Consider the following 17859-nt stretch of genomic DNA (forward strand, 5'->3'; position numbering starts at 1 on the left):
CCCTTTCCAGGTCAGGCTGCCAATATTTCCGTGAGAGCCGAAACCAGGCGGGCACATTCCTCGTCCGTGCCGATGCTGATCCGCAGGAAGTCCGAAATACGCGGCTTGGCAAAAAGCCGGACGAGAATGTTCCGCTCGCGCAGGGCGGTGAGAAGCGCTGCACCCGACTGACTTTGGTGCCTTGCGAAAACGAAATTCGCCTGGGACGGCAAGACCTCGAAATCCAGCGCTTGGAGTTCGGAGACGAGGTTTTCCCGGCTGGCGATAAGCTTCCTCCGGCATGTCTCGAACCACGCCTCGTCCTTGATCGCCGCCGTCGCGGCGACCTGCGCCAGGCGATCGAGCGGATAGGAATTGAAACTGTCCTTGACGCGCACCAGCGCCTCGATCAGTTCCCGCTGCCCCAGCGCGAAGCCGACGCGCAGGCCTGCGAACGAGCGGGATTTCGACAGGGTCTGAATGACAAGCAGATTGGGATATTTTGAAATGAGCGGGACGGCGCTTTCGCCGCCGAAATCGACATAGGCCTCGTCGATCACGACGACCGCATCCGGGTGAGCGGCGACAAGCGCCTCTATGTCGGCACGCGGCAGGCCGATCCCGGTCGGTGCATTCGGATTGGGGATGATGATCGCGCCGCACGGCCTGTCGTAATCCGCCAGTCGGATCTGGAACCCGTGATCGACAGGCACTTCGATCGCTTCGACATCGTATAGCAGGCTATATGTCGGGTAGAAGCTATAGGTCACATCGGGATAGAGAAGCGGCCGTTCGTGTTTCAACAGCGCCTGAAACGCGAGGGCGAGGACCTCGTCGGAGCCGTTGCCAACGAATACTTCTTCTGCCATCAGGCCGAAACGGGCGGCGATCGTCTCGCGCAATTCCGTCGCCGCGGGATCGGGATAGAGCCGCAGACGATCGTCCGTCGCTTGCCGGATTGCCTCGAGTGCCTTCGGAGACGGCCCGTAGGGATTCTCGTTGGTGTTGAGCTTGACCAAGCCGGCGATACGCGGCTGCTCTCCGGCGACATAGGGCCGAAGCTTGCTGACGATATCAGACCAGTACCGGCTCATTCGAACTCGCGGGCGTTCATTCCGCCGCCGTCCGCTGGCCGAAACGCTTCTCGATATAATCGACGACAAGCGCCTCGAAGTCGGCGGCGATATTGGGGCCGCGCAGCGTCAGCGCCTTACGGCCATCGATGAAAACAGGGGCGGCCGGCGTCTCGCCGGTGCCTGGAAGCGAAATGCCGATATCGGCATGTTTGCTTTCACCCGGCCCGTTGACGATGCAGCCCATGACGGCGACGTTCAGCGCCTCGACTCCGGGATACTTTTCGCGCCAGACCGGCATGTTCTTGCGAATGTCGTTCTGGATGTTCTGGGCAAGCTCCTGGAACACCGTCGAGGTCGTGCGTCCGCAGCCCGGACAGGCGGCAACGACCGGTATGAACTGGCGGAAGCCCATGACCTGCAGGATCTCCTGCGCCACCTGGACTTCGCGGGTGCGGTCGCCATTCGGCTCGGGCGTCAGCGACACGCGGATCGTATCGCCGATGCCATGCTGCAACACGAAGCCCATGGCCGCCGACGAGGCGACGATGCCCTTGGTGCCCATGCCGGCTTCGGTCAGACCGAGATGCAGCGCGTGATTGGAGCGTTCGGCGAGCATCGAATTGACGGCGATCAGATCCTGCACCTGGCTGACCTTGGCCGACAGGATGATGCGGTTGCGCGGCAGGCCGATCTCCTCGGCAAGGGCTGCCGAAAGCAGCGCCGACTGCACGATCGCCTCACGCGTCACCTGCCGGGCCGAAAGCGGCGAACCGGCCGCGGCATTCTGGTCCATCAGCGCCGTCAGCAGATCCTGGTCGAGCGAACCCCAGTTGACGCCGATACGCACCGGCTTGTCATGGCGGATCGCCATCTCGATGATCTCGGCGAACTGCTTGTCCTTCTTGTCCTTGAAGCCGACATTGCCGGGGTTGATGCGGTATTTCGCCAGCGCCGCGGCACAATCGGGATGATCGGCGAGCAGCTTGTGGCCGATATAGTGGAAGTCGCCGATCAATGGCACGTCCATGCCGAGCCGCAGCAGCCGCTCGCGGATCTTCGGCACGGCAGCCGCACTCTCGTCACGGTCGACGGTGATACGCACAAGCTCCGAGCCAGCCCGGAACAGGGCGGCGACCTGCGCGACGGTCGAGTCGATATCGGCCGTATCGGTATTCGTCATGGATTGCACGACGACCGGCGCCCCGCCGCCGACGATGACGCCGCCGACATCGACGGCAACGGAAGCGCGGCGCGGTTTCGGATCAAAATCGGCGGCTGACAACATGAAGAGTTCTTGCACCCCTAAAGCATGTCGCGCAAAAGTATGCAGCGGTTTTGCGATCACGACATGCGCAAAATAAAGACCTAAAGCGCGAGAAGCAAATCTGAAAGATTGCGACGCGCTTTAGAAACAGCGCCTTTCAGGTGGATCATGACCGCTTTCTTGTCAACCGCCCCCGATATCACTTTTGGTTGGAGGCGGTTCAGTGGCCGCCTCCGGAGGTCCCATCGGCATAATGGGCCAGTTTGGAAAACAGGAGGACGACGAGCAGCAGCACCGGCAGCGCCATGAAGACCGCAGCGAAGCCGACATGCTCGGCGACGAAGCCGATCAAGGACGGTGCGACCAGCATGCCGGAGTAGCCCATGGTCGTGACGACCGAGATGCCGATGCCGGGCTTGAGGCCGGGAATATTGCCCGCCGCCGAGAAAGCGATCGGCACCATGTTGGAAATCCCGATCCCGCAAAAGGCAAAACCCAGGATAGCGATCTCGGCATTGGGGGCCAAGCCTGCAAGCAGCATGCCGACGATCGCAAACAGCGTGCAGATGCGCAGCGTCTTGACGCCGCCCAGACGGTCGCGCACCAGATCGCCGGCAAAGCGCATGATCGCCATGGTCGCCGAAAAGGCTGCGAAACCAAGACCGGAAAGTGCCACGGATGCATCCATTTCCTGCCGGAGATAGAGCGCGCCCCAGTCGAGAACCGCACCTTCCGGCACCATGCTGAACAGCGCCATCAATCCGAGCAGCCACGGCAGCGGCACCATCGGCAGCTTCGTCTTTTCCTTCTTGGTGTCGGGATGCGGCGGGTCCGCAAGGATCATCGGCCATGCCAGAGCAAGGAAGATTGCCGCCAGCACCGTCGCCAGTTCCGCATGACCGAGAATACCGAGCTTGGAAATCACGATGCCGCCGAGACCTGAGCCGATCAGTCCACCAAGACTCCAGAACGCATGGCAGGACGACATGATGGCGCGGCGCATGGATTTCTCGACCGACACCGCATTGGCATTCATCGCCACATCCATTGCGCCAATGAAGCCGCCGAACAGGAAGAGCGAGATGGCCCCGGTGATCACATTTGGCGCGAGCGTCAATGCCAGCAGCAACGGCAGCACGCAGACAGCCGTCACCTGAACGACGATACGCGAGCCGTGCTTGGCAATCTGCGCACCGGCAATCGGCATCATGACCAGCGAGCCGACGCCGAAGACGAGGATCATCAGCCCAAGCTCGAACTTGCTCAGCGCCAGACGCTCGGCAAAGTCCGGAATCTTCGGCGCCCAGCAGCCGACGACGAAGCCATTCATGAGAAAGAGCAGGGAAACCGCCGCCCTGCTTCTGGTAACGAAGCCGCTCCGGACCCCCGGCGCACTTACATGACTGTCCATTTCTCGGTCTTTCCTCATTGCCGGGCTTGCAAGCGCCCGATTTCCCTAAACTCTGTGACGTCGCCTCAGTTCGTTTTCTCGGCGATAACAGTCCTGCATCCGCGCTCGCGGTAGCGGCCGAGAATTGCCGGATCGGCATCGTGTTCGACCACCAGACATTCGCAATGGGCAACCGGCAGGACACTATGGGGGGCGGCAGTGCCGAATTTCTCCGAGGTTGCAGCCACCAGCACCCTTTTGCTCCTCGACGTCGCAAACCGCTTGAACTCCGCATCCTCGAAACCGAACACCGTGATGCCGGCCTCAAGGTCGACGCCGCAGGCGCCGAGAATGCAGAGGTCGGGCGAAATCTGCTCCATATCGCGCAGGGCCTTGGCGCCGAGCGCACCGCCCGTCTGCCGATCGACCATCCCGCCGATCAGGATGACGTTGATGGCAGGCTTGTCGATCAGCGCTGCGGCAATCGCCGGCGCATTCGTCGCAGCCGTCAGCGCAAGATCGGCCGGCAATGCATGGGCAATCGCCAGATTGGTGCTGCCGGCATCGAAGAACACGGTCGAACCGGCGGCGATCTGCTGTGCCGCAGCGCGCGCCAGCGCCTGTTTCCGGTCGGCGGCAAAGCCGATGCGCTGCGTCAGGCTTCCATGCGCCGGCGAGACCGGCAATGCGCCGCCATAGACCCGCTCGCAGAGCCCCGCGGCCGCCATCTCGCGCAGATCGCGCCGCACCGTATCCTCGGAGACGCCGAATTCGAGCGCAAGTTCCGCCGCCAGCACGCGGCCATTCATCCGCAACCTCTCGGAAATCACCCCTTGACGCTCGCGTAATAGAAAATCCTGCATGTTCCTACCGGATCGACATCTCACAAATCTAGAAACGTGCATAAACACTTATGATCGTGCAGGCAATACGCATTGCTACACGTTTTCTGACGTTTTGAAACAAAGTCACTACCAGAGCGAAATATGTCCTATTGACCGGTCTAAGAGGCAGGAATATCGATTCATCATTCCCGATTCCCTCCGGCATATCCGCCATCTGGTGCGTCTTCCTGTGAAAAACTCCGTCAGCCTGGGCATCCTGCTCACGACCGTCGCCTATATGGCGTTTACCTTCCATGACGCGATCATCAAGATCCTGACTTCAAGCATTCCCGTCTGGCAGATCCTGTTTTTCCGCAGCCTCACGATCTTCCTCGGTTGTCTCGCCTATGGTCGCGGCAAACTCGTTCGCCAAACGATCACATCGCCGATCGTCAAGCCGATGATCGCCCGCAGCATCCTTCTTCTTTGTGCCTGGCTTTCCTATTATTCCGCGGCAAGCCGCCTGCAGCTTGCCGAAGTGACGACGCTTTATTACGCCGCACCTGTCGTCGGTACCCTGCTCGCATGGGTCATCCTGAAGGAAGAGGTCACGCCGGCGCGCTGGCTGGCCGTCGGCGTCGGTTTCGTCGGTGTCTTGATCGCCTGCAATCCGGTCGGCCTCACCATTTCCTGGCCGGTCTATCTTGCGCTGCAGGCGGCCGTCCTCTGGGCATCCGCCATGGTGCTGCTGCGCAAGACGTCGCTGCACGAAAAGACCATCGTGCAGCTCACCGTTTCCAACGTCTTTTTTCTTGCCCTGACCGGCCTTGCCGTTCTCTACACCTGGCAGACCCCCGATATGACGCAGCTCGCGCTGCTCATTGCCACAGGCATCGTTGCCGGCTGCGCCCAGTTCGCCCTTTTCGAAGGCATGCGCCAGGCGCCCGTCTCCGTGCTTGCACCATTCGAATACAGCTCTCTCGTCTGGGCCTTCCTCCTGGGCTATCTGATCTGGGCCGACATCCCGACGCACAATGTGGTCGTCGGCGCGGCCCTGATCCTCAGCGCCGGATTGATCATCATCGTCAGCGAAAGGCTGCGCCGCCGGGCCGGAGCATGATGCCTGTTTCCGCAGGATTCATGGTTGGAACGGCCGCTTGAGAAAATTATTTGCAGTTGCTGCTTTTATTCGCAGTTTTCTACGCTTCCGGCGCCATAATTTTCTGCAAAGTATCCCCATCCGATGACAACCTCCCAAGGATGGATAAAACAATGAACTGGTTGAAAACCGTCGCCGCTGCCGCCCTCATTCAGGCTGCGGCCCTCCTGCCTGCCCATGCCGGCGAGAACCTCGCCGCCATCAAATCGGCCGGCGTCTTCAAGATCGGTACCGAAGGCACCTATGCGCCCTTCACCTATCATGACGAAAGCGGCAAGCTCGTCGGCTTCGATGTCGAGATCGGCGAAGCGATCGCCGCCAAGCTCGGCGTCAAGGCCGAGTTCGTCGAAGGCAAGTGGGACGGCCTGATCGCCGGCCTCGATGCCAAGCGCTACGACACCGTCATCAATCAGGTCGGCATCACCGAAACCCGCAAGCAGAAATATGATTTCTCCGAGCCCTATATTGCCTCCAAGGCCGTGCTGATCGCCCGTGACGGCGATGACAGCATCAAGTCCTTCGCCGATCTGAAGGGCAAGAAGGCCGCCCAATCACTGACCAGCAACTTCGGCAAGCTCGCCACCGAAGCCGGCGCCGAACTCGTCGGCACCGACGGTTTCGATCAGTCGATCCAGCTCGTGCTGACCAAGCGCGCCGACGCCACGATCAACGACAGCCTCTCCTTCCTCGATTTCAAGAAGCACAAGCCGGACGCGCCGGTGAAGATCGTCGCCGAACAGGAAAATGCCGACTACTCCGGCGTCATCATCCGCAAGAACGAGCCGGAGCTTCTCGCCGAAATCAACAAGGCGCTTGCCGACATCAAGGCCGACGGCACCTATAAGAAGATCGCCGACAAGTATTTCGGCCAGGACGTTTCCAAGTAAGCTTCGTTCAAGAAAAGAACCCCCGCCCCCACAAGGGCAAGGGGGTTCGATGCCGCGCCGCCTCATCTCAGAACAGCCTCCCCGCCACAGTACGGTCGCTATTTGGCGCGCCGAAGGCCCCGATAAGCCCCTCCCCCTTGTGGGGAGGGGTTGGGGAGGGGTATTCCACTTCGACGCACCAACCGACCAGAAGGAATTCCCTTGGCGCACTGGCTCCAACTGATGGCGGAATCGCTGCCTTCGCTCCTGTGGGCGGGGCTGATCTTCACGATTCCGCTGACCCTGCTCTCCTTCGTCTTTGGCCTGGCCCTCGGGCTCGCCACCGCGATCGCCCGACTCTTCGGGCCGATGCCGCTCTCCGCCGTCGCGCGCTTCTATGTCTGGGTCATCCGCGGCACGCCGCTGCTCGTTCAGCTCTTTGTCATCTTCTACGGCCTGCCGAGCCTCGGCATCCTGCTCGATGCCTTCCCGGCCGCCCTCATCGGCTTCACCCTGAATATCGGCGCCTATAGCTCCGAGATCATCCGCGCCGTCATTTCCTCGGTGCCGAAAGGCCAGTGGGAAGCTGCCTATTCGATCGGCATGAGCTGGCGCCAGGCGATGAGCCGCACCATCCTGCCGCAGGCCGCCCGTGTCGCCGTGCCGCCTTTGTCGAATACTTTCATCTCGCTGGTCAAAGACACTTCGCTTGCCGCCGCCATCACCGTGCCGGAACTCTTCCAGGCGGCGCAGCGCATCGTCGCCACCACTTATGAGCCGTTGATCCTCTATATCGAGGCGGCGCTGATCTATCTCGTCCTGAGCTCCGTCCTCTCGCAGCTGCAAGTGCGGCTGGAACGCCGCTTCGCGCGTTATGGCGGTATGCTGGAGGCAAATGCATGATCGAGCTTTCCAACATCGAAAAGCGCTTCGGCGATGCGGTCATCCTGAAGGATATCAGCATCCGCATCCCCGAAGGCAGCGTCACCGCGCTGGTCGGACCTTCCGGCGGCGGCAAGAGCACGCTGCTGCGCTGCATCAACCTGCTCGAAATTCCGACAGCAGGCGCGATCCGCCTGGGAGAGGAAACGCTGGCCTTTACCCCGGACAAACGAACGAGCTGGCAGGCGATCCAGAAGATCCGCCGCCAGACCGGCATGGTCTTCCAGAACTTCCAGCTCTTCCCGCATCAGACCGCGATCGAGAATGTCATGGAAGGTCTGGTGACGGTGCTGAGATGGCCGAGGGAAAAGGCCCGCGAACGCGCAATGGAATTGCTGACCAAGGTCGGCATGACCCACAAGGCCGACGCCTGGCCTTCGACACTATCGGGTGGCCAGCAGCAGCGCGTCGCAATTGCCCGGGCACTGGCGCCATCGCCGCGCGTGCTTCTTTGCGACGAGCCGACATCCGCGCTCGATCCCGAACTTTCGGCCGAGGTGGTCGATGTGCTTGGCAAGCTTGCCAGCGAAGGCACGACGATGGTGATGGCGACCCATGATCTCCGGCTCGCCTCGAAGATCGCCAATGACGTCGTTTTCCTGGAAGCCGGAAGCGTGGTGGAAACGGGCAGCGCCAGGGCGATCTTCAATACGCCGGAGCGCGAGCGCACCAAGCGCTTCATCTCGACGATCAACGCCGCCAATACTTACGATATCTGAGCTAGAGCCTTTCCGGGTTAGATTGCAGCATTCTGTTGGCTCAAACGGAGTCGGATGGTCGACCGGCCGGCGCGCGTCGTAGCCCGGCTCTACGGCCAAGCCGGCCCGTTTCAGCCAACCCTCCCGCAGATTTGCCTTGCAAATCTGCAAGACTTTAGAAGCGCCGGACGCACCTATTGCTTCGCATAGTGAAGCAGTGCGGCCGGTGGGCCGGGCATCTTTGCGCCGGCAGAATGCTGCAATCCAACCGGGAAAGGCTCTGGTGCCGGGATGCGAACATCCCGGCATTGCTCGCTGCAATCAGGAGGCCGTAACGACGGCGCGCGCGGCCTTCAGCGCATTGCCCCACCAGGTGAGCTGATCGAGCATGTTCTTGGCGGCCTCATTGAGATGGGCGTAATCACCGAGGCTCTTGCCTTCCTTGAGAACCGCAAGATATTCGCTGAACGCGATGTGGACGGCGGTCTTGACGGACGCTGCGCTCATTTCGACGAAGATCAGGCGAAGCTGCTCGACCGCACGTGCGCCGCCGACGCCGCCGTAACCGACGAAACCGACCGGCTTCTGAATGAATTCGCCGAGATCGATCGCGTTCTTCAGAACCGCGGTCGGCGCATGGTTATATTCGGCGGCGGTAAAAATGAAGCCGTCGAACTCGCGCAGCTTCTTCTTCCAGTTCTCTGCGGTTTCGCTTTCCGCCGTGGTGGCGCGCTCTTCCCCGAAGAAATGCATGGGGTAGTCGAGAAGGTCGAGAACTTCGACTTCGAGATCAGAGCGCTGGCTGGCGAAATCTGCGATCCACTTGGCCGGATGCTGGGCAAAACGGCCAATACGCGTGCTGCCGACAATGACGGCAATCTTCAACTTGCTCATAGACGATTTCCTGATGGGTCTTGGGGGCGGGTGGTGAGCGTGCCAATCTATGAGAAAGCCTCCTCGCCGGGCAAGGCAAGGAGGCCGCTCACTTTTCACAAAATCAGCTTTTTAACAGCCCGACCGTACACAATCGGGTGATCGGTAGCATGGCCGAATGCAACCCTTCGGAAACATCGACCCCGCCTGCTCAGCCGGCGTAGACGACGAGCAGGTCCTTGGCGTCGATCTGATCGCCGGCGCGCACCAGCACCTCGGAAATCGTGCCATCCTTTTCCGCGTGCAGCGCCGTTTCCATCTTCATCGCCTCGATGGAGACGAGCACGTCGCCGGCATTGACGACCTGGCCGGGCGAGACGAAGACACGGCTGATGACACCCGGCATCGGCGCACCGACATGGATGGCATTGCCCGGCTCGGCCTTGCGGCGGACGGCGGCACCCGTCGCCCCATGAGCCCGGTCCGGCACCTTGATGCGGCGCGGCTGGCCGTTGAGCTCGAAGAAGATGGTCACCATGCCCTGGCTGTCCGTCGCGCTCATCGCCTGGTTGACGATGACGAGCGTCTTGCCGCGTTCGATATCGGCAAACAGTTCCTCGCCATCCTTGAGACCGTAGAAATAGGCCGGCGTCGGCAGCACCGAGACCGGGCCGTAGGTGTCGGAGGCGAGCGCGAAGTCGGTGAAGACCTTCGGATACATCAGATAGGAGGCAAACTCGAAGTCGCTGATCTCTCGCTCGAGTTTCGTCTCGATGACTTTACGCTCGGCATCGAGATCGGCCTCCTTGAGCAGCGAGCCGGGGCGCACGGTATAGGGCTTGTCACCCTTCAACGCCTTCTTCTGCAGCGCTTCGGGCCATCCAGACGGCGGCTGACCGAGATCACCCTTCAGCATCGATACGACCGATTCCGGGAAGGAGACTTCCTTGTCGGGGCTGACGACATCGGCGACCGTCAGGTCCTGCGAAACCATCATCAGCGCCATGTCGCCGACGACCTTGGAAGACGGCGTCACCTTGACGATATCGCCGAACATCTGGTTGGCGTCGGCATAGGCCTGCGCCACCTGATGCCAGCGGGTCTCGAGGCCGAGCGAGCGAGCCTGTTCCTTGAGGTTGGTGAACTGGCCGCCCGGCATTTCGTGCAGATAGACTTCGGATGCCGGACCCTTCAGATCGCTTTCGAAGGCCGCATACTGGTTGCGCGCCGCTTCCCAATAGAAGGAGATACGGCGGATCCATTCCGGATCGAGGCCCGGATCGCGCTCCGTACCGCGCAGCGCCTCGACGATCGAACCGAGACAGGGCTGCGAAGTATTGCCGGAAAGCGCATCCATGGCCGCATCGACGGCATCGACACCGGCATCGACGGCGGCAAGGACGGTCGCAGCCGCAATACCCGATGTATCATGCGTGTGGAAATGGATCGGCAGGCCGGTCGCCTCACGCAGCGCCTTGAACAGAACCTTGGCAGCCGCGGGCTTGAGCAGGCCCGCCATATCCTTGAGCGCGATGATGTGAGCGCCGGCCTTTTCGAGCTCGACCGCAAGGTCGGTATAGTATTTCAGATCATATTTTGGACGGGCCGAGTTCAGGATATCGCCGGTATAGCAGATCGCCGCCTCGCAGAGCTTGTTCTCCTCGGCAATGGCATCCATCGAGACGCGCATGTTCTCGACCCAGTTGAGGCAGTCGAAGACGCGGAAGAGATCGATGCCGCCCTTGGCCGCCTGGCGAACGAAATACTTGACGACATTGTCGGGATAATTGGTGTAGCCGACGCCGTTGGCGCCGCGCAGCAGCATCTGCAGCAGAAGGTTCGGCGCCCCCTCGCGGATCAGTGCCAGGCGCTCCCACGGATCCTCGGTCAGAAAGCGCATGGAAACGTCGAAGGTCGCGCCGCCCCAGCATTCGAGCGACAAAAGATTCGGCAGCGCATGCGCATAGGTGCCGGCGATGCGGGCGATGTCATAGGTGCGCATGCGGGTGGCGAGCAGCGACTGATGGCCGTCGCGCATCGTCGTGTCGGTCAAGAGTACGCGCTTTTCGTTGCGCATCCATTCGCCGAATTTCTTCGGGCCGAGCGTGTCGAGGAGCTGCTTGGTACCGTCCTTGACCGTATTGCCGTTGGCATAGGGAACCACCGGTTCGGCCGCGTTATCAAGCGGCCGCGGCCGGTCCTTGGCCTCGGGATGGCCATTGACGGTGACGTCGGCGAGATAGGTGAGCAGCTTCGTGGCGCGATCCTGGCGCTTGACCTGCTGGAAAAGCTCCGGCGTCGTATCGATGAAGCGGGTCGTGTAGCTGTTATCCCGGAACTTCGGATGGCCGATGATCGCTTCGAGGAAGGTCAGGTTGGTGGCGACGCCGCGAATGCGGAATTCGCGCAGCGCCCGGTCCATGCGGGAAATCGCTTCGGATGGATTTGGCGCCCATGCCGTGACCTTGACGAGAAGCGGATCGTAAAAGCGGGTGATGATGGCGCCGGAATAGGAGGTGCCGCCGTCGAGCCGGATGCCGAAACCGGAGGCCGAGCGATAGGCGGTGATCCGACCGTAATCCGGAATGAAATTGTGCTCCGGATCTTCCGTGGTGATGCGGCACTGCAGCGCATGGCCGTTGAGACGGATATCCTTCTGCCCGGGCACGCCCGATTCCGGCGTGCCGATTGCAAAGCCGTCGAGGATGTGGATCTGCGCCTTGACGATGTCGATGCCGGTGACGACTTCGGTCACCGTATGCTCGACCTGGATACGCGGATTGACTTCGATGAAGTAGAATTTGCCGGTATCGGCATCCATCAGGTATTCGACGGTGCCGGCGCCGATATAATTGGTCGCCGCCGCAATCTTCAACGAATAGGCGGCAAGCTCCTGGCGCTGCGCTTCCGAGAGGTAGGGGGCCGGTGCGCGCTCGACGACCTTCTGGTTACGGCGCTGGATCGAGCAGTCACGCTCGAAGAGATGCACGACATTGCCGTGCGTATCGCCGAGAACCTGGCTTTCCACATGGCGGGCGCGCTCGACGAGCTTTTCCAGATAGACCTCGTCCTTGCCGAAGGCGGCCATCGCCTCGCGTTTGGCCTCCGTCACTTCGCGGGCAAGGTCCTTCGGATCGCGGATGGCGCGCATGCCGCGCCCGCCGCCGCCCCAGGAAGCCTTGAGCATGACGGGATAGCCGATCTCCTCGGCCATCTTGGCCACTTCGGCCATATCCTCGGGCAAGGGGCCGGTGGCCGGCACCACAGGCACGCCGACCGAGATCGCCAGGTTGCGCGCTGCAACCTTGTTGCCGAGCTGGCGCATCGTATCGGCCTTCGGGCCGATGAAAATGATGCCGGCCTTGTTGCAGGCATCAACGAATTCGGGGCTTTCCGACAGCAGGCCGTAGCCGGGATGGATCGCGTCCGCGCCCGAAAGCTTGGCGACGCGGATCACCTCCTCGATCGAGAGATAGCTCTCGATCGGACCCATATCCTTGGCGAGATGCGGGCCGCGGCCGACCTGATAGCTCTCGTCCGCCTTGAAGCGGTGCAGTGCCAGCTTGTCCTCTTCCGCCCAGATGGCCACCGTTTTTATTCCAAGTTCGTTGGCCGCGCGGAACACGCGAATGGCAATTTCGGAGCGGTTGGCAACGAGAATCTTGGAAATGGGCAAAACGGTCTCCTCATACGTTCAGACGCGGGCATGCTGCACCCGCGAAGAAAATTCTTAACTTCTTGTCACAGGAAGTTCAATTTCTCTTGCGACTGCGAAATGCACTTTCTCGCCATTCTGAAGCGCATAGCATCGGACTCGCGTCATTTGACGCGCTTATCTTATGATCATGCATGTCGTTGTCCAAAGCCGCTGCCCCGTTTTGGACGACATGCGTCAGCTTATCAGGCCATGGCGGAAGGCAAGCGCCACCACTTGCTGCCTGTTTTTCGCCTTCAGCTTGTCCTGCAGGCCATTCATATACCAATCGACGGTATGGTTTGAGATCTTCAGCATCTTGCTGATCTCCATCGAGGTCATGCCTTCGGCGAGATAGTGCAGGATTTCCATCTCGCGTCGGGTCAGCGGCGTCTCGGCCGGCAGCACGGTCTCCAGCGCCTGCACTTCGCCTTTCAGGTCGAGCAACCGCCAGAAGGCCTTGCGCGCCACCGCCTCGAACAGTGCGATCTCCACCGGTGACAGCTCGATCGGCTTGCCGGCGAGATTGAGGCTGCCGAGAATGCCGTTTCGTCCGTGGATCGGAAAGATGTAGCCATCTTCCAGTCCATGGCCGAAGGCATCGACCATCATCTGCTCCATACGGCGTTGCTGCCCATCCTTGCTGAACGCCGCCATGCTGTCTCGCCAGCGGAAAGGCCGCTGGGCATGGGCGAGATAACGCACCATCGGATCGATCAGCACATATTTTTTCGCGGTATATATCTGCGGCCATTGTTCCGGCCAGCGGCCGGCAAGCGCCGCAGCCCAGGGTTCCGGATTCGGCTGCGCCGGATTCTGCGGCACATGGCGCAGCAGGCCGTAATAGTCGAAGCCGCAGCCGTGGATGCCCTGCTCCAACTCGGTGACGACGACCTCAGGATTTGAACATTCTTCCAGAATTATAAGCAATTGAATTAACGAATTAATATTCACAAAATGCCCCTTGCCCGGACTTGACGCCCGCATCGAGGCCGTCGGCGGCTTTTCAAATTGGTCGCGAAACGGTCTTCTTCAAAAAATGCAGTCACTAATTTAATGCTGTGCTAAACATTTAATAAAATGCAAGCGCAAATTGTTGCGAGATATGTTCATGCAGCAATTTCAGCGCCATAGCCATCTCGTCGCATCCTGCGATAGTATGATCGGGTTTAATCGTCGCGACGATCGATGCCTGAATGCTCCGTTAATCGCCGGTTCAGGTAGCCTTTTGTAGCATCGCATCATCCCGTTTTCGCAGATGCACAAGAGGTTCGACGTGACGCTATTCAAGGTCTATGCAAGAGCTCTGCGCTATCTTGGCGCCTACAAGCTGCGCGTATCCCTGGTCGTTATCGCAAACATTGTTCTGGCGACGATCACCATTGCGGAGCCGATCCTGTTCGGTCGCATCATCGATGCGATTTCCGGCAAGGGAGAGGTCAAGCCTATCCTCTTCATGTGGGCGACTTTCGCGGTCTTCAACACCATCGCCTTCGTCCTGGTGGCCCGCGAGGCCGACAGGCTGGCGCATGGACGCCGGGCAACGCTGCTGACGGAAGCCTTCGGCCGCATCATCTCCATGCCGCTTGGCTGGCACCACCAGCGCGGCACCTCCAACGCGCTGCATACATTGCTGCGTGCCTGCGAAACGCTGTTCGGCCTCTGGCTGGAATTCATGCGCAACCACCTGTCGACGGTTATCGCGCTTACCCTTCTGGTGCCGACCGCAATGTCGATGGACTTGCGCCTTTCCGCCGTGCTCATGGTGCTCGCCATCGCCTACTGGCTGATCGGCCGCGTCGTCATGAGCCGCACCAAGGACGGCCAGGCTTCGGTCGAGAACCATTATCACACCGTCTTCTCGCATGTCAGCGACTCGATCAGCAACGTTTCGGTCCTGCACAGCTACAACCGCATCGAGGCTGAAACCCGAGCGCTGAAATCTTTCGCCGACCGTCTGCTCGAAGCCCAGTATCCGGTGCTCGACTGGTGGGCGATCGCCAGCGCGCTGAACCGCATGGCTTCGACCATCGCGATGATGGTGGTCCTGATCATCGGCACCATGCTCGTCCAGGCCGGCCAGCTGCGCGTCGGCGACGTCATCGCCTTCATCGGCTTCGCCAACCTGCTGATCGGCCGCCTCGACCTGATGCGCCAGTTCGCCACGCAGATTTTCGAGGCTCGCTCCAAGCTCGAGGACTTCTATACGCTGGAAGACTCGGTACGTGAACGTGAAGAGCCGGCTGGCAACGGCGAGATCAAGGACGTCAAGGGTGCGATTGAATTCCGCGACGTCTCCTTCGGCTTCGGCAACAGCTCGCAGGGCCTGCACAATGTCTCCTTCTCGGTGAAGGCAGGCCAGACGGTCGCGATCGTCGGCCCGACCGGCGCCGGCAAGACGACGCTCGTCAACCTGCTGCAGCGTGTCTACGATGCCCAGGGCGGCAAGATCCTCGTCGACGGCACCGATATCACCAAGGTGACCCGCAAGTCGCTGCGTCGCCACATCGCCACCGTCTTCCAGGATGCGGGCCTGCTGAACCGTTCGATCAGCGACAATATCCGCCTCGGCCGCGAGGGCGCCAGCGAAGAGGAAATGCGCCGTGCGGCCGAAGCCGCCGCCGCCGCCGACTTCATCGAGACCCGTGAGGATCGCTACGATACGCATGTCGGTGAACGCGGCAACAAGCTCTCCGGCGGCGAGCGCCAGCGCATCGCGATCGCCCGCGCCATCCTCAAGGACGCCCCGATCCTGGTGCTCGACGAAGCGACCTCGGCGCTCGATGTCGAGACCGAAGCCCGCGTCAAGGCCGCGATCGACAATCTGCGCCAGAACCGCACCACCTTCATCATCGCCCACCGCCTGTCGACGGTTCGCGAAGCCGATATGGTGCTCTTCCTGGATGACGGCCGCGTCGTCGAACAGGGCAGCTTCGACGAACTCAGCCACAGCAACGGCCGCTTCGCCGCCCTGCTGCGCGCCAGCGGCATCCTGACGGACGAAGAGGTCCGCAAGGCCCACGCCACCGAAGCCGCCTGATCGGTTCGGTTTCAAGATAAAGGCCGGAAGGGTAGCTCCCTTCCGGCCTTTTTGTTTGCTTTGAGCCCTGGGAGCGACGTCTTACCGTGTGGCCCCCCTCTGCCCTGCCGGGCCCGGGGTCGAGCCACGGGTCTCGACCCGTTCTTCGGACCCCCGCAGGTGGGGAGATCACAAGCAGCTTGACCTTCCTGTCCATCTGCCGTTTCGCCATGCTGGACGCTCATTGTTTGGGGAAGCCGGTGAGCCCAGCCAACCTCCCCACCTGTGGGGGAGATGCCCAGCAGGGCAGAGGGGGGTATCCCACGCCACAACGTCTCCGGTTTAAGCCAGATGCGACCGGACAGATTGATCACCCCGCCGATCTTCCCTAACCTTCGTCAGTCAACGAGCATAGGGAGAAAAGCCATGAAGGTCCTGCGCATCGTCGCCAATATCCAAGCTCCCGACATCACGCCGGCCCGGCGTTTCTATCAGGATATCCTCGGTCTCGACGTCATCATGGATCACGGCTGGATCACGACGTTCGGCGCATCGCGCTCGATGAGCGTTCAGCTCAGCATTGCCAGTGAGGGCGGTTCCGGAACACCGGTGCCCGACCTCTCGATCGAGGTCGACGACCTGGATGCTGCTTTCGAGGCCATGTCGGCCTCAGGCTTCCCGATCGAGTACGGCCCAGTTGATGAGCCCTGGAGCGTCAGGCGATTCTATGTGCGCGATCCCCTGGGAAAGTTGGTGAACATCCTCGTTCATAAAAAATGAGCCGGCGGCCATCGGCCACCGGCTCCTTCATCCGACAAAAATCCGAACCCTATTTCCGATCGTTCCGGCGATAGGCATTGACCGTTCCGCCGATACGGACGGGAACCGGGATGGTGGCGGTATCGGTGACGCGTTTTCCTTTGACCTTGCCCTGCTGGCGCTTACGCTCGAGATAATATGCATAGGCGAATTGTATCGCGACCCCTGATATCACGAAGAGCGGGCCGACCAGCGGGTCCTTGTTGGTGAGGTAGAGCACCACCTGGCCGATCATGGCGAGGATCGTGCCGGCGACGAAGATGTTCAGCGAATGGCGCCCGAGGATCGTCAGCGGATGATCCGCAGAACGGCGCAGGATCCGCGAGAGCGCCGGGATGCTGATGACGAGATAGGTCAGCGCCAGCACATGCAGCAGCCGCGGCAGCGACAGGAACGTCTTGTCGAAACCGGTGATAACGGTCGGCAGGCCAAGTGCGGCCAGCGAGTTGCCGAAAATCCAGAGATGGCCCGTCACCCAGACGAAGGACAGTAAGACGTAAGCGGCAGCGGCAGCCAGCAGCAGCGGATGCCGCGGGATCGTGCCGCCGCGCTTGATATGCAGCATCGAGACGATGCCGATCGAAAACAGGAACTGCCAGGAGAGCGGATTGAGGAACCAGTAGCCCTCGATGAGCATGTTGTGCGGCGCCACCTCGTAGATCCCTGCAAGCAGCCAGACGGTGCCCGAGACACCGAGCGCCAGCAACGGGCTCCGCGCATTCAAGAAGAGGATAATAGGCACCATCAGCATCAGCGCGCCGTACATCGGCAGGATATTGTTGTAACCGATCTGATGGCCGAGCAGGAGCAGAGCCGGAATGCCTTCCTTCAGGTTCATCAGAACCGCCAGGATATTGATTTCGACCAGCAATCCCGGTCGGTGGAACAGCCAGGCACCGCAGATGAACAGCGCCAGCGTCATGAAGGTGGTGATCATATGGGCGAGATAGAGCGTGAAGGCGCGCTTCGCTGCCTTGATCGCCACCTTGAGCCGGTTCCCCGGCTGAAAGCGAGCCCCATAGGCAAGGCCGACGGCAATGCCCGAGATCAGCACAAAGGCCTCGGCGGCATCGGAGAAGCCGAAATTCTTCGTCGTCACATATTCGAAAATCTGTCCGGGAACATGATTGATGAAGATCATGATCAGGGCCACACCGCGCAGGACGTCGAGCCTTGTGTCGCGCGCTGGCGCAGCTGCGGATAGAGTACTGCGCCCAGGGACGATGGCTTCGGACGGCGTGCTTGCCATGGGTCTC

The 17859-nt window shown here is 61.0% G+C and carries 14 protein-coding genes; 6 read left to right on the forward strand and 8 right to left on the reverse strand.

Annotation, left to right across the window (positions count from 1 at the left end; translation table 11 throughout):
- Window positions 1-11: 11 nt before the first annotated feature.
- The 4 genes from hisC to FHX10_RS23680 all read right to left on the reverse strand — a co-directional run bounded on the left by hisC (window position 12) and on the right by FHX10_RS23680 (window position 4572).
- Window positions 12-1073, reverse strand: coding sequence for a histidinol-phosphate transaminase (hisC, locus tag FHX10_RS23665; protein WP_028756534.1), 1062 nt, complete (start codon window positions 1071-1073; stop codon window positions 12-14).
- 16 nt (window positions 1074-1089) lie between these two features.
- Window positions 1090-2340, reverse strand: coding sequence for a flavodoxin-dependent (E)-4-hydroxy-3-methylbut-2-enyl-diphosphate synthase (gene ispG / locus FHX10_RS23670; protein WP_028756535.1), 1251 nt, complete (start codon window positions 2338-2340; stop codon window positions 1090-1092).
- Between the two features lie 199 nt (window positions 2341-2539).
- Entirely contained in the window at window positions 2540-3730 is a 1191-nt protein-coding gene (locus FHX10_RS23675) for an MFS transporter (protein WP_028756536.1), read from the reverse strand.
- A gap of 65 nt (window positions 3731-3795) precedes the next feature.
- Window positions 3796-4572, reverse strand: a complete 777-nt coding sequence (locus FHX10_RS23680) for a DeoR/GlpR family DNA-binding transcription regulator (protein WP_028756537.1) — start codon at window positions 4570-4572, stop codon at window positions 3796-3798.
- A gap of 211 nt (window positions 4573-4783) precedes the next feature.
- Between FHX10_RS23680 and FHX10_RS23685 the strand changes: the two genes are divergently transcribed.
- The 4 genes from FHX10_RS23685 to FHX10_RS23700 all read left to right on the forward strand — a co-directional run bounded on the left by FHX10_RS23685 (window position 4784) and on the right by FHX10_RS23700 (window position 8219).
- Window positions 4784-5653, forward strand: a complete 870-nt coding sequence (locus FHX10_RS23685) for a DMT family transporter (protein ID WP_028756538.1) — start codon at window positions 4784-4786, stop codon at window positions 5651-5653.
- Window positions 5654-5805: 152 nt separating this feature from the next.
- Window positions 5806-6579, forward strand: a complete 774-nt coding sequence (locus FHX10_RS23690; RefSeq protein WP_017995516.1) for an amino acid ABC transporter substrate-binding protein — start codon at window positions 5806-5808, stop codon at window positions 6577-6579.
- 201 nt (window positions 6580-6780) lie between these two features.
- Complete coding sequence (locus FHX10_RS23695) at window positions 6781-7461, forward strand: amino acid ABC transporter permease (RefSeq protein WP_012759450.1); 681 nt, start codon at window positions 6781-6783, stop codon at window positions 7459-7461.
- The gene (locus tag FHX10_RS23700; RefSeq protein WP_028756539.1) at window positions 7458-8219 is read left to right on the forward strand and encodes an amino acid ABC transporter ATP-binding protein; all 762 of its coding nucleotides are present in this window, start codon (window positions 7458-7460) and stop codon (window positions 8217-8219) included. The genes FHX10_RS23695 and FHX10_RS23700 overlap by 4 nt, the downstream gene beginning before the upstream one ends.
- Before the next feature lie 300 nt (window positions 8220-8519).
- Here FHX10_RS23700 and FHX10_RS23705 read toward each other — a convergent pair whose 3' ends face one another.
- The 3 genes from FHX10_RS23705 to FHX10_RS23715 all read right to left on the reverse strand — a co-directional run bounded on the left by FHX10_RS23705 (window position 8520) and on the right by FHX10_RS23715 (window position 13719).
- Window positions 8520-9092 carry an NADPH-dependent FMN reductase gene (locus FHX10_RS23705; protein ID WP_028756540.1) on the reverse strand — a complete coding sequence of 191 codons (573 nt, stop codon included), beginning with the start codon at window positions 9090-9092 and terminating at the stop codon, window positions 8520-8522.
- 190 nt (window positions 9093-9282) lie between these two features.
- Complete coding sequence (gene pyc / locus FHX10_RS23710) at window positions 9283-12747, reverse strand: pyruvate carboxylase (RefSeq protein WP_028756541.1); 3465 nt, start codon at window positions 12745-12747, stop codon at window positions 9283-9285.
- A 216-nt stretch (window positions 12748-12963) separates the two neighbouring features.
- Entirely contained in the window at window positions 12964-13719 is a 756-nt protein-coding gene (locus FHX10_RS23715) for a helix-turn-helix transcriptional regulator (protein ID WP_028756542.1), read from the reverse strand.
- Between the two features lie 322 nt (window positions 13720-14041).
- Here FHX10_RS23715 and FHX10_RS23720 point away from each other — a divergent pair, with 322 nt between their 5' ends.
- Window positions 14042-15805 carry a glucan ABC transporter ATP-binding protein/ permease gene (locus FHX10_RS23720; RefSeq protein WP_028757674.1) on the forward strand — a complete coding sequence of 588 codons (1764 nt, stop codon included), beginning with the start codon at window positions 14042-14044 and terminating at the stop codon, window positions 15803-15805.
- A gap of 405 nt (window positions 15806-16210) precedes the next feature.
- Window positions 16211-16564: a VOC family protein gene (locus FHX10_RS23725; RefSeq protein WP_028757673.1), complete on the forward strand. Its 354-nt coding sequence runs from the start codon at window positions 16211-16213 to the stop codon at window positions 16562-16564.
- 49 nt (window positions 16565-16613) lie between these two features.
- Here FHX10_RS23725 and FHX10_RS23730 read toward each other — a convergent pair whose 3' ends face one another.
- The gene (locus FHX10_RS23730) at window positions 16614-17852 is read right to left on the reverse strand and encodes an OpgC family protein (protein ID WP_063473844.1); all 1239 of its coding nucleotides are present in this window, start codon (window positions 17850-17852) and stop codon (window positions 16614-16616) included.
- Window positions 17853-17859: the final 7 nt, after the last annotated feature.

This window comes from Rhizobium sp. BK591 (assembly GCF_014195045.1).
GTDB classification, from domain to species: domain Bacteria; phylum Pseudomonadota; class Alphaproteobacteria; order Rhizobiales; family Rhizobiaceae; genus Rhizobium; species Rhizobium anhuiense.

What these genes read in the sequence shown, in the direction of transcription:
- FHX10_RS23730 (WP_063473844.1), bottom strand. Translation starts at nt 17,852, where the DNA reads ATGGCAAGCACGCCGTCCGAAGCCATCGTCCCTGGGCGCAGTACTCTA.
- ispG (WP_028756535.1), bottom strand. Translation starts at nt 2,340, where the DNA reads ATGTTGTCAGCCGCCGATTTTGATCCGAAACCGCGCCGCGCTTCCGTT.
- FHX10_RS23680 (WP_028756537.1), bottom strand. Translation starts at nt 4,572, where the DNA reads ATGCAGGATTTTCTATTACGCGAGCGTCAAGGGGTGATTTCCGAGAGG.
- FHX10_RS23690 (WP_017995516.1), top strand. Translation starts at nt 5,806, where the DNA reads ATGAACTGGTTGAAAACCGTCGCCGCTGCCGCCCTCATTCAGGCTGCG.
- FHX10_RS23700 (WP_028756539.1), top strand. Translation starts at nt 7,458, where the DNA reads ATGATCGAGCTTTCCAACATCGAAAAGCGCTTCGGCGATGCGGTCATC.
- FHX10_RS23675 (WP_028756536.1), bottom strand. Translation starts at nt 3,730, where the DNA reads ATGGACAGTCATGTAAGTGCGCCGGGGGTCCGGAGCGGCTTCGTTACC.
- FHX10_RS23725 (WP_028757673.1), top strand. Translation starts at nt 16,211, where the DNA reads ATGAAGGTCCTGCGCATCGTCGCCAATATCCAAGCTCCCGACATCACG.
- FHX10_RS23705 (WP_028756540.1), bottom strand. Translation starts at nt 9,092, where the DNA reads ATGAGCAAGTTGAAGATTGCCGTCATTGTCGGCAGCACGCGTATTGGC.
- hisC (WP_028756534.1), bottom strand. Translation starts at nt 1,073, where the DNA reads ATGAGCCGGTACTGGTCTGATATCGTCAGCAAGCTTCGGCCCTATGTC.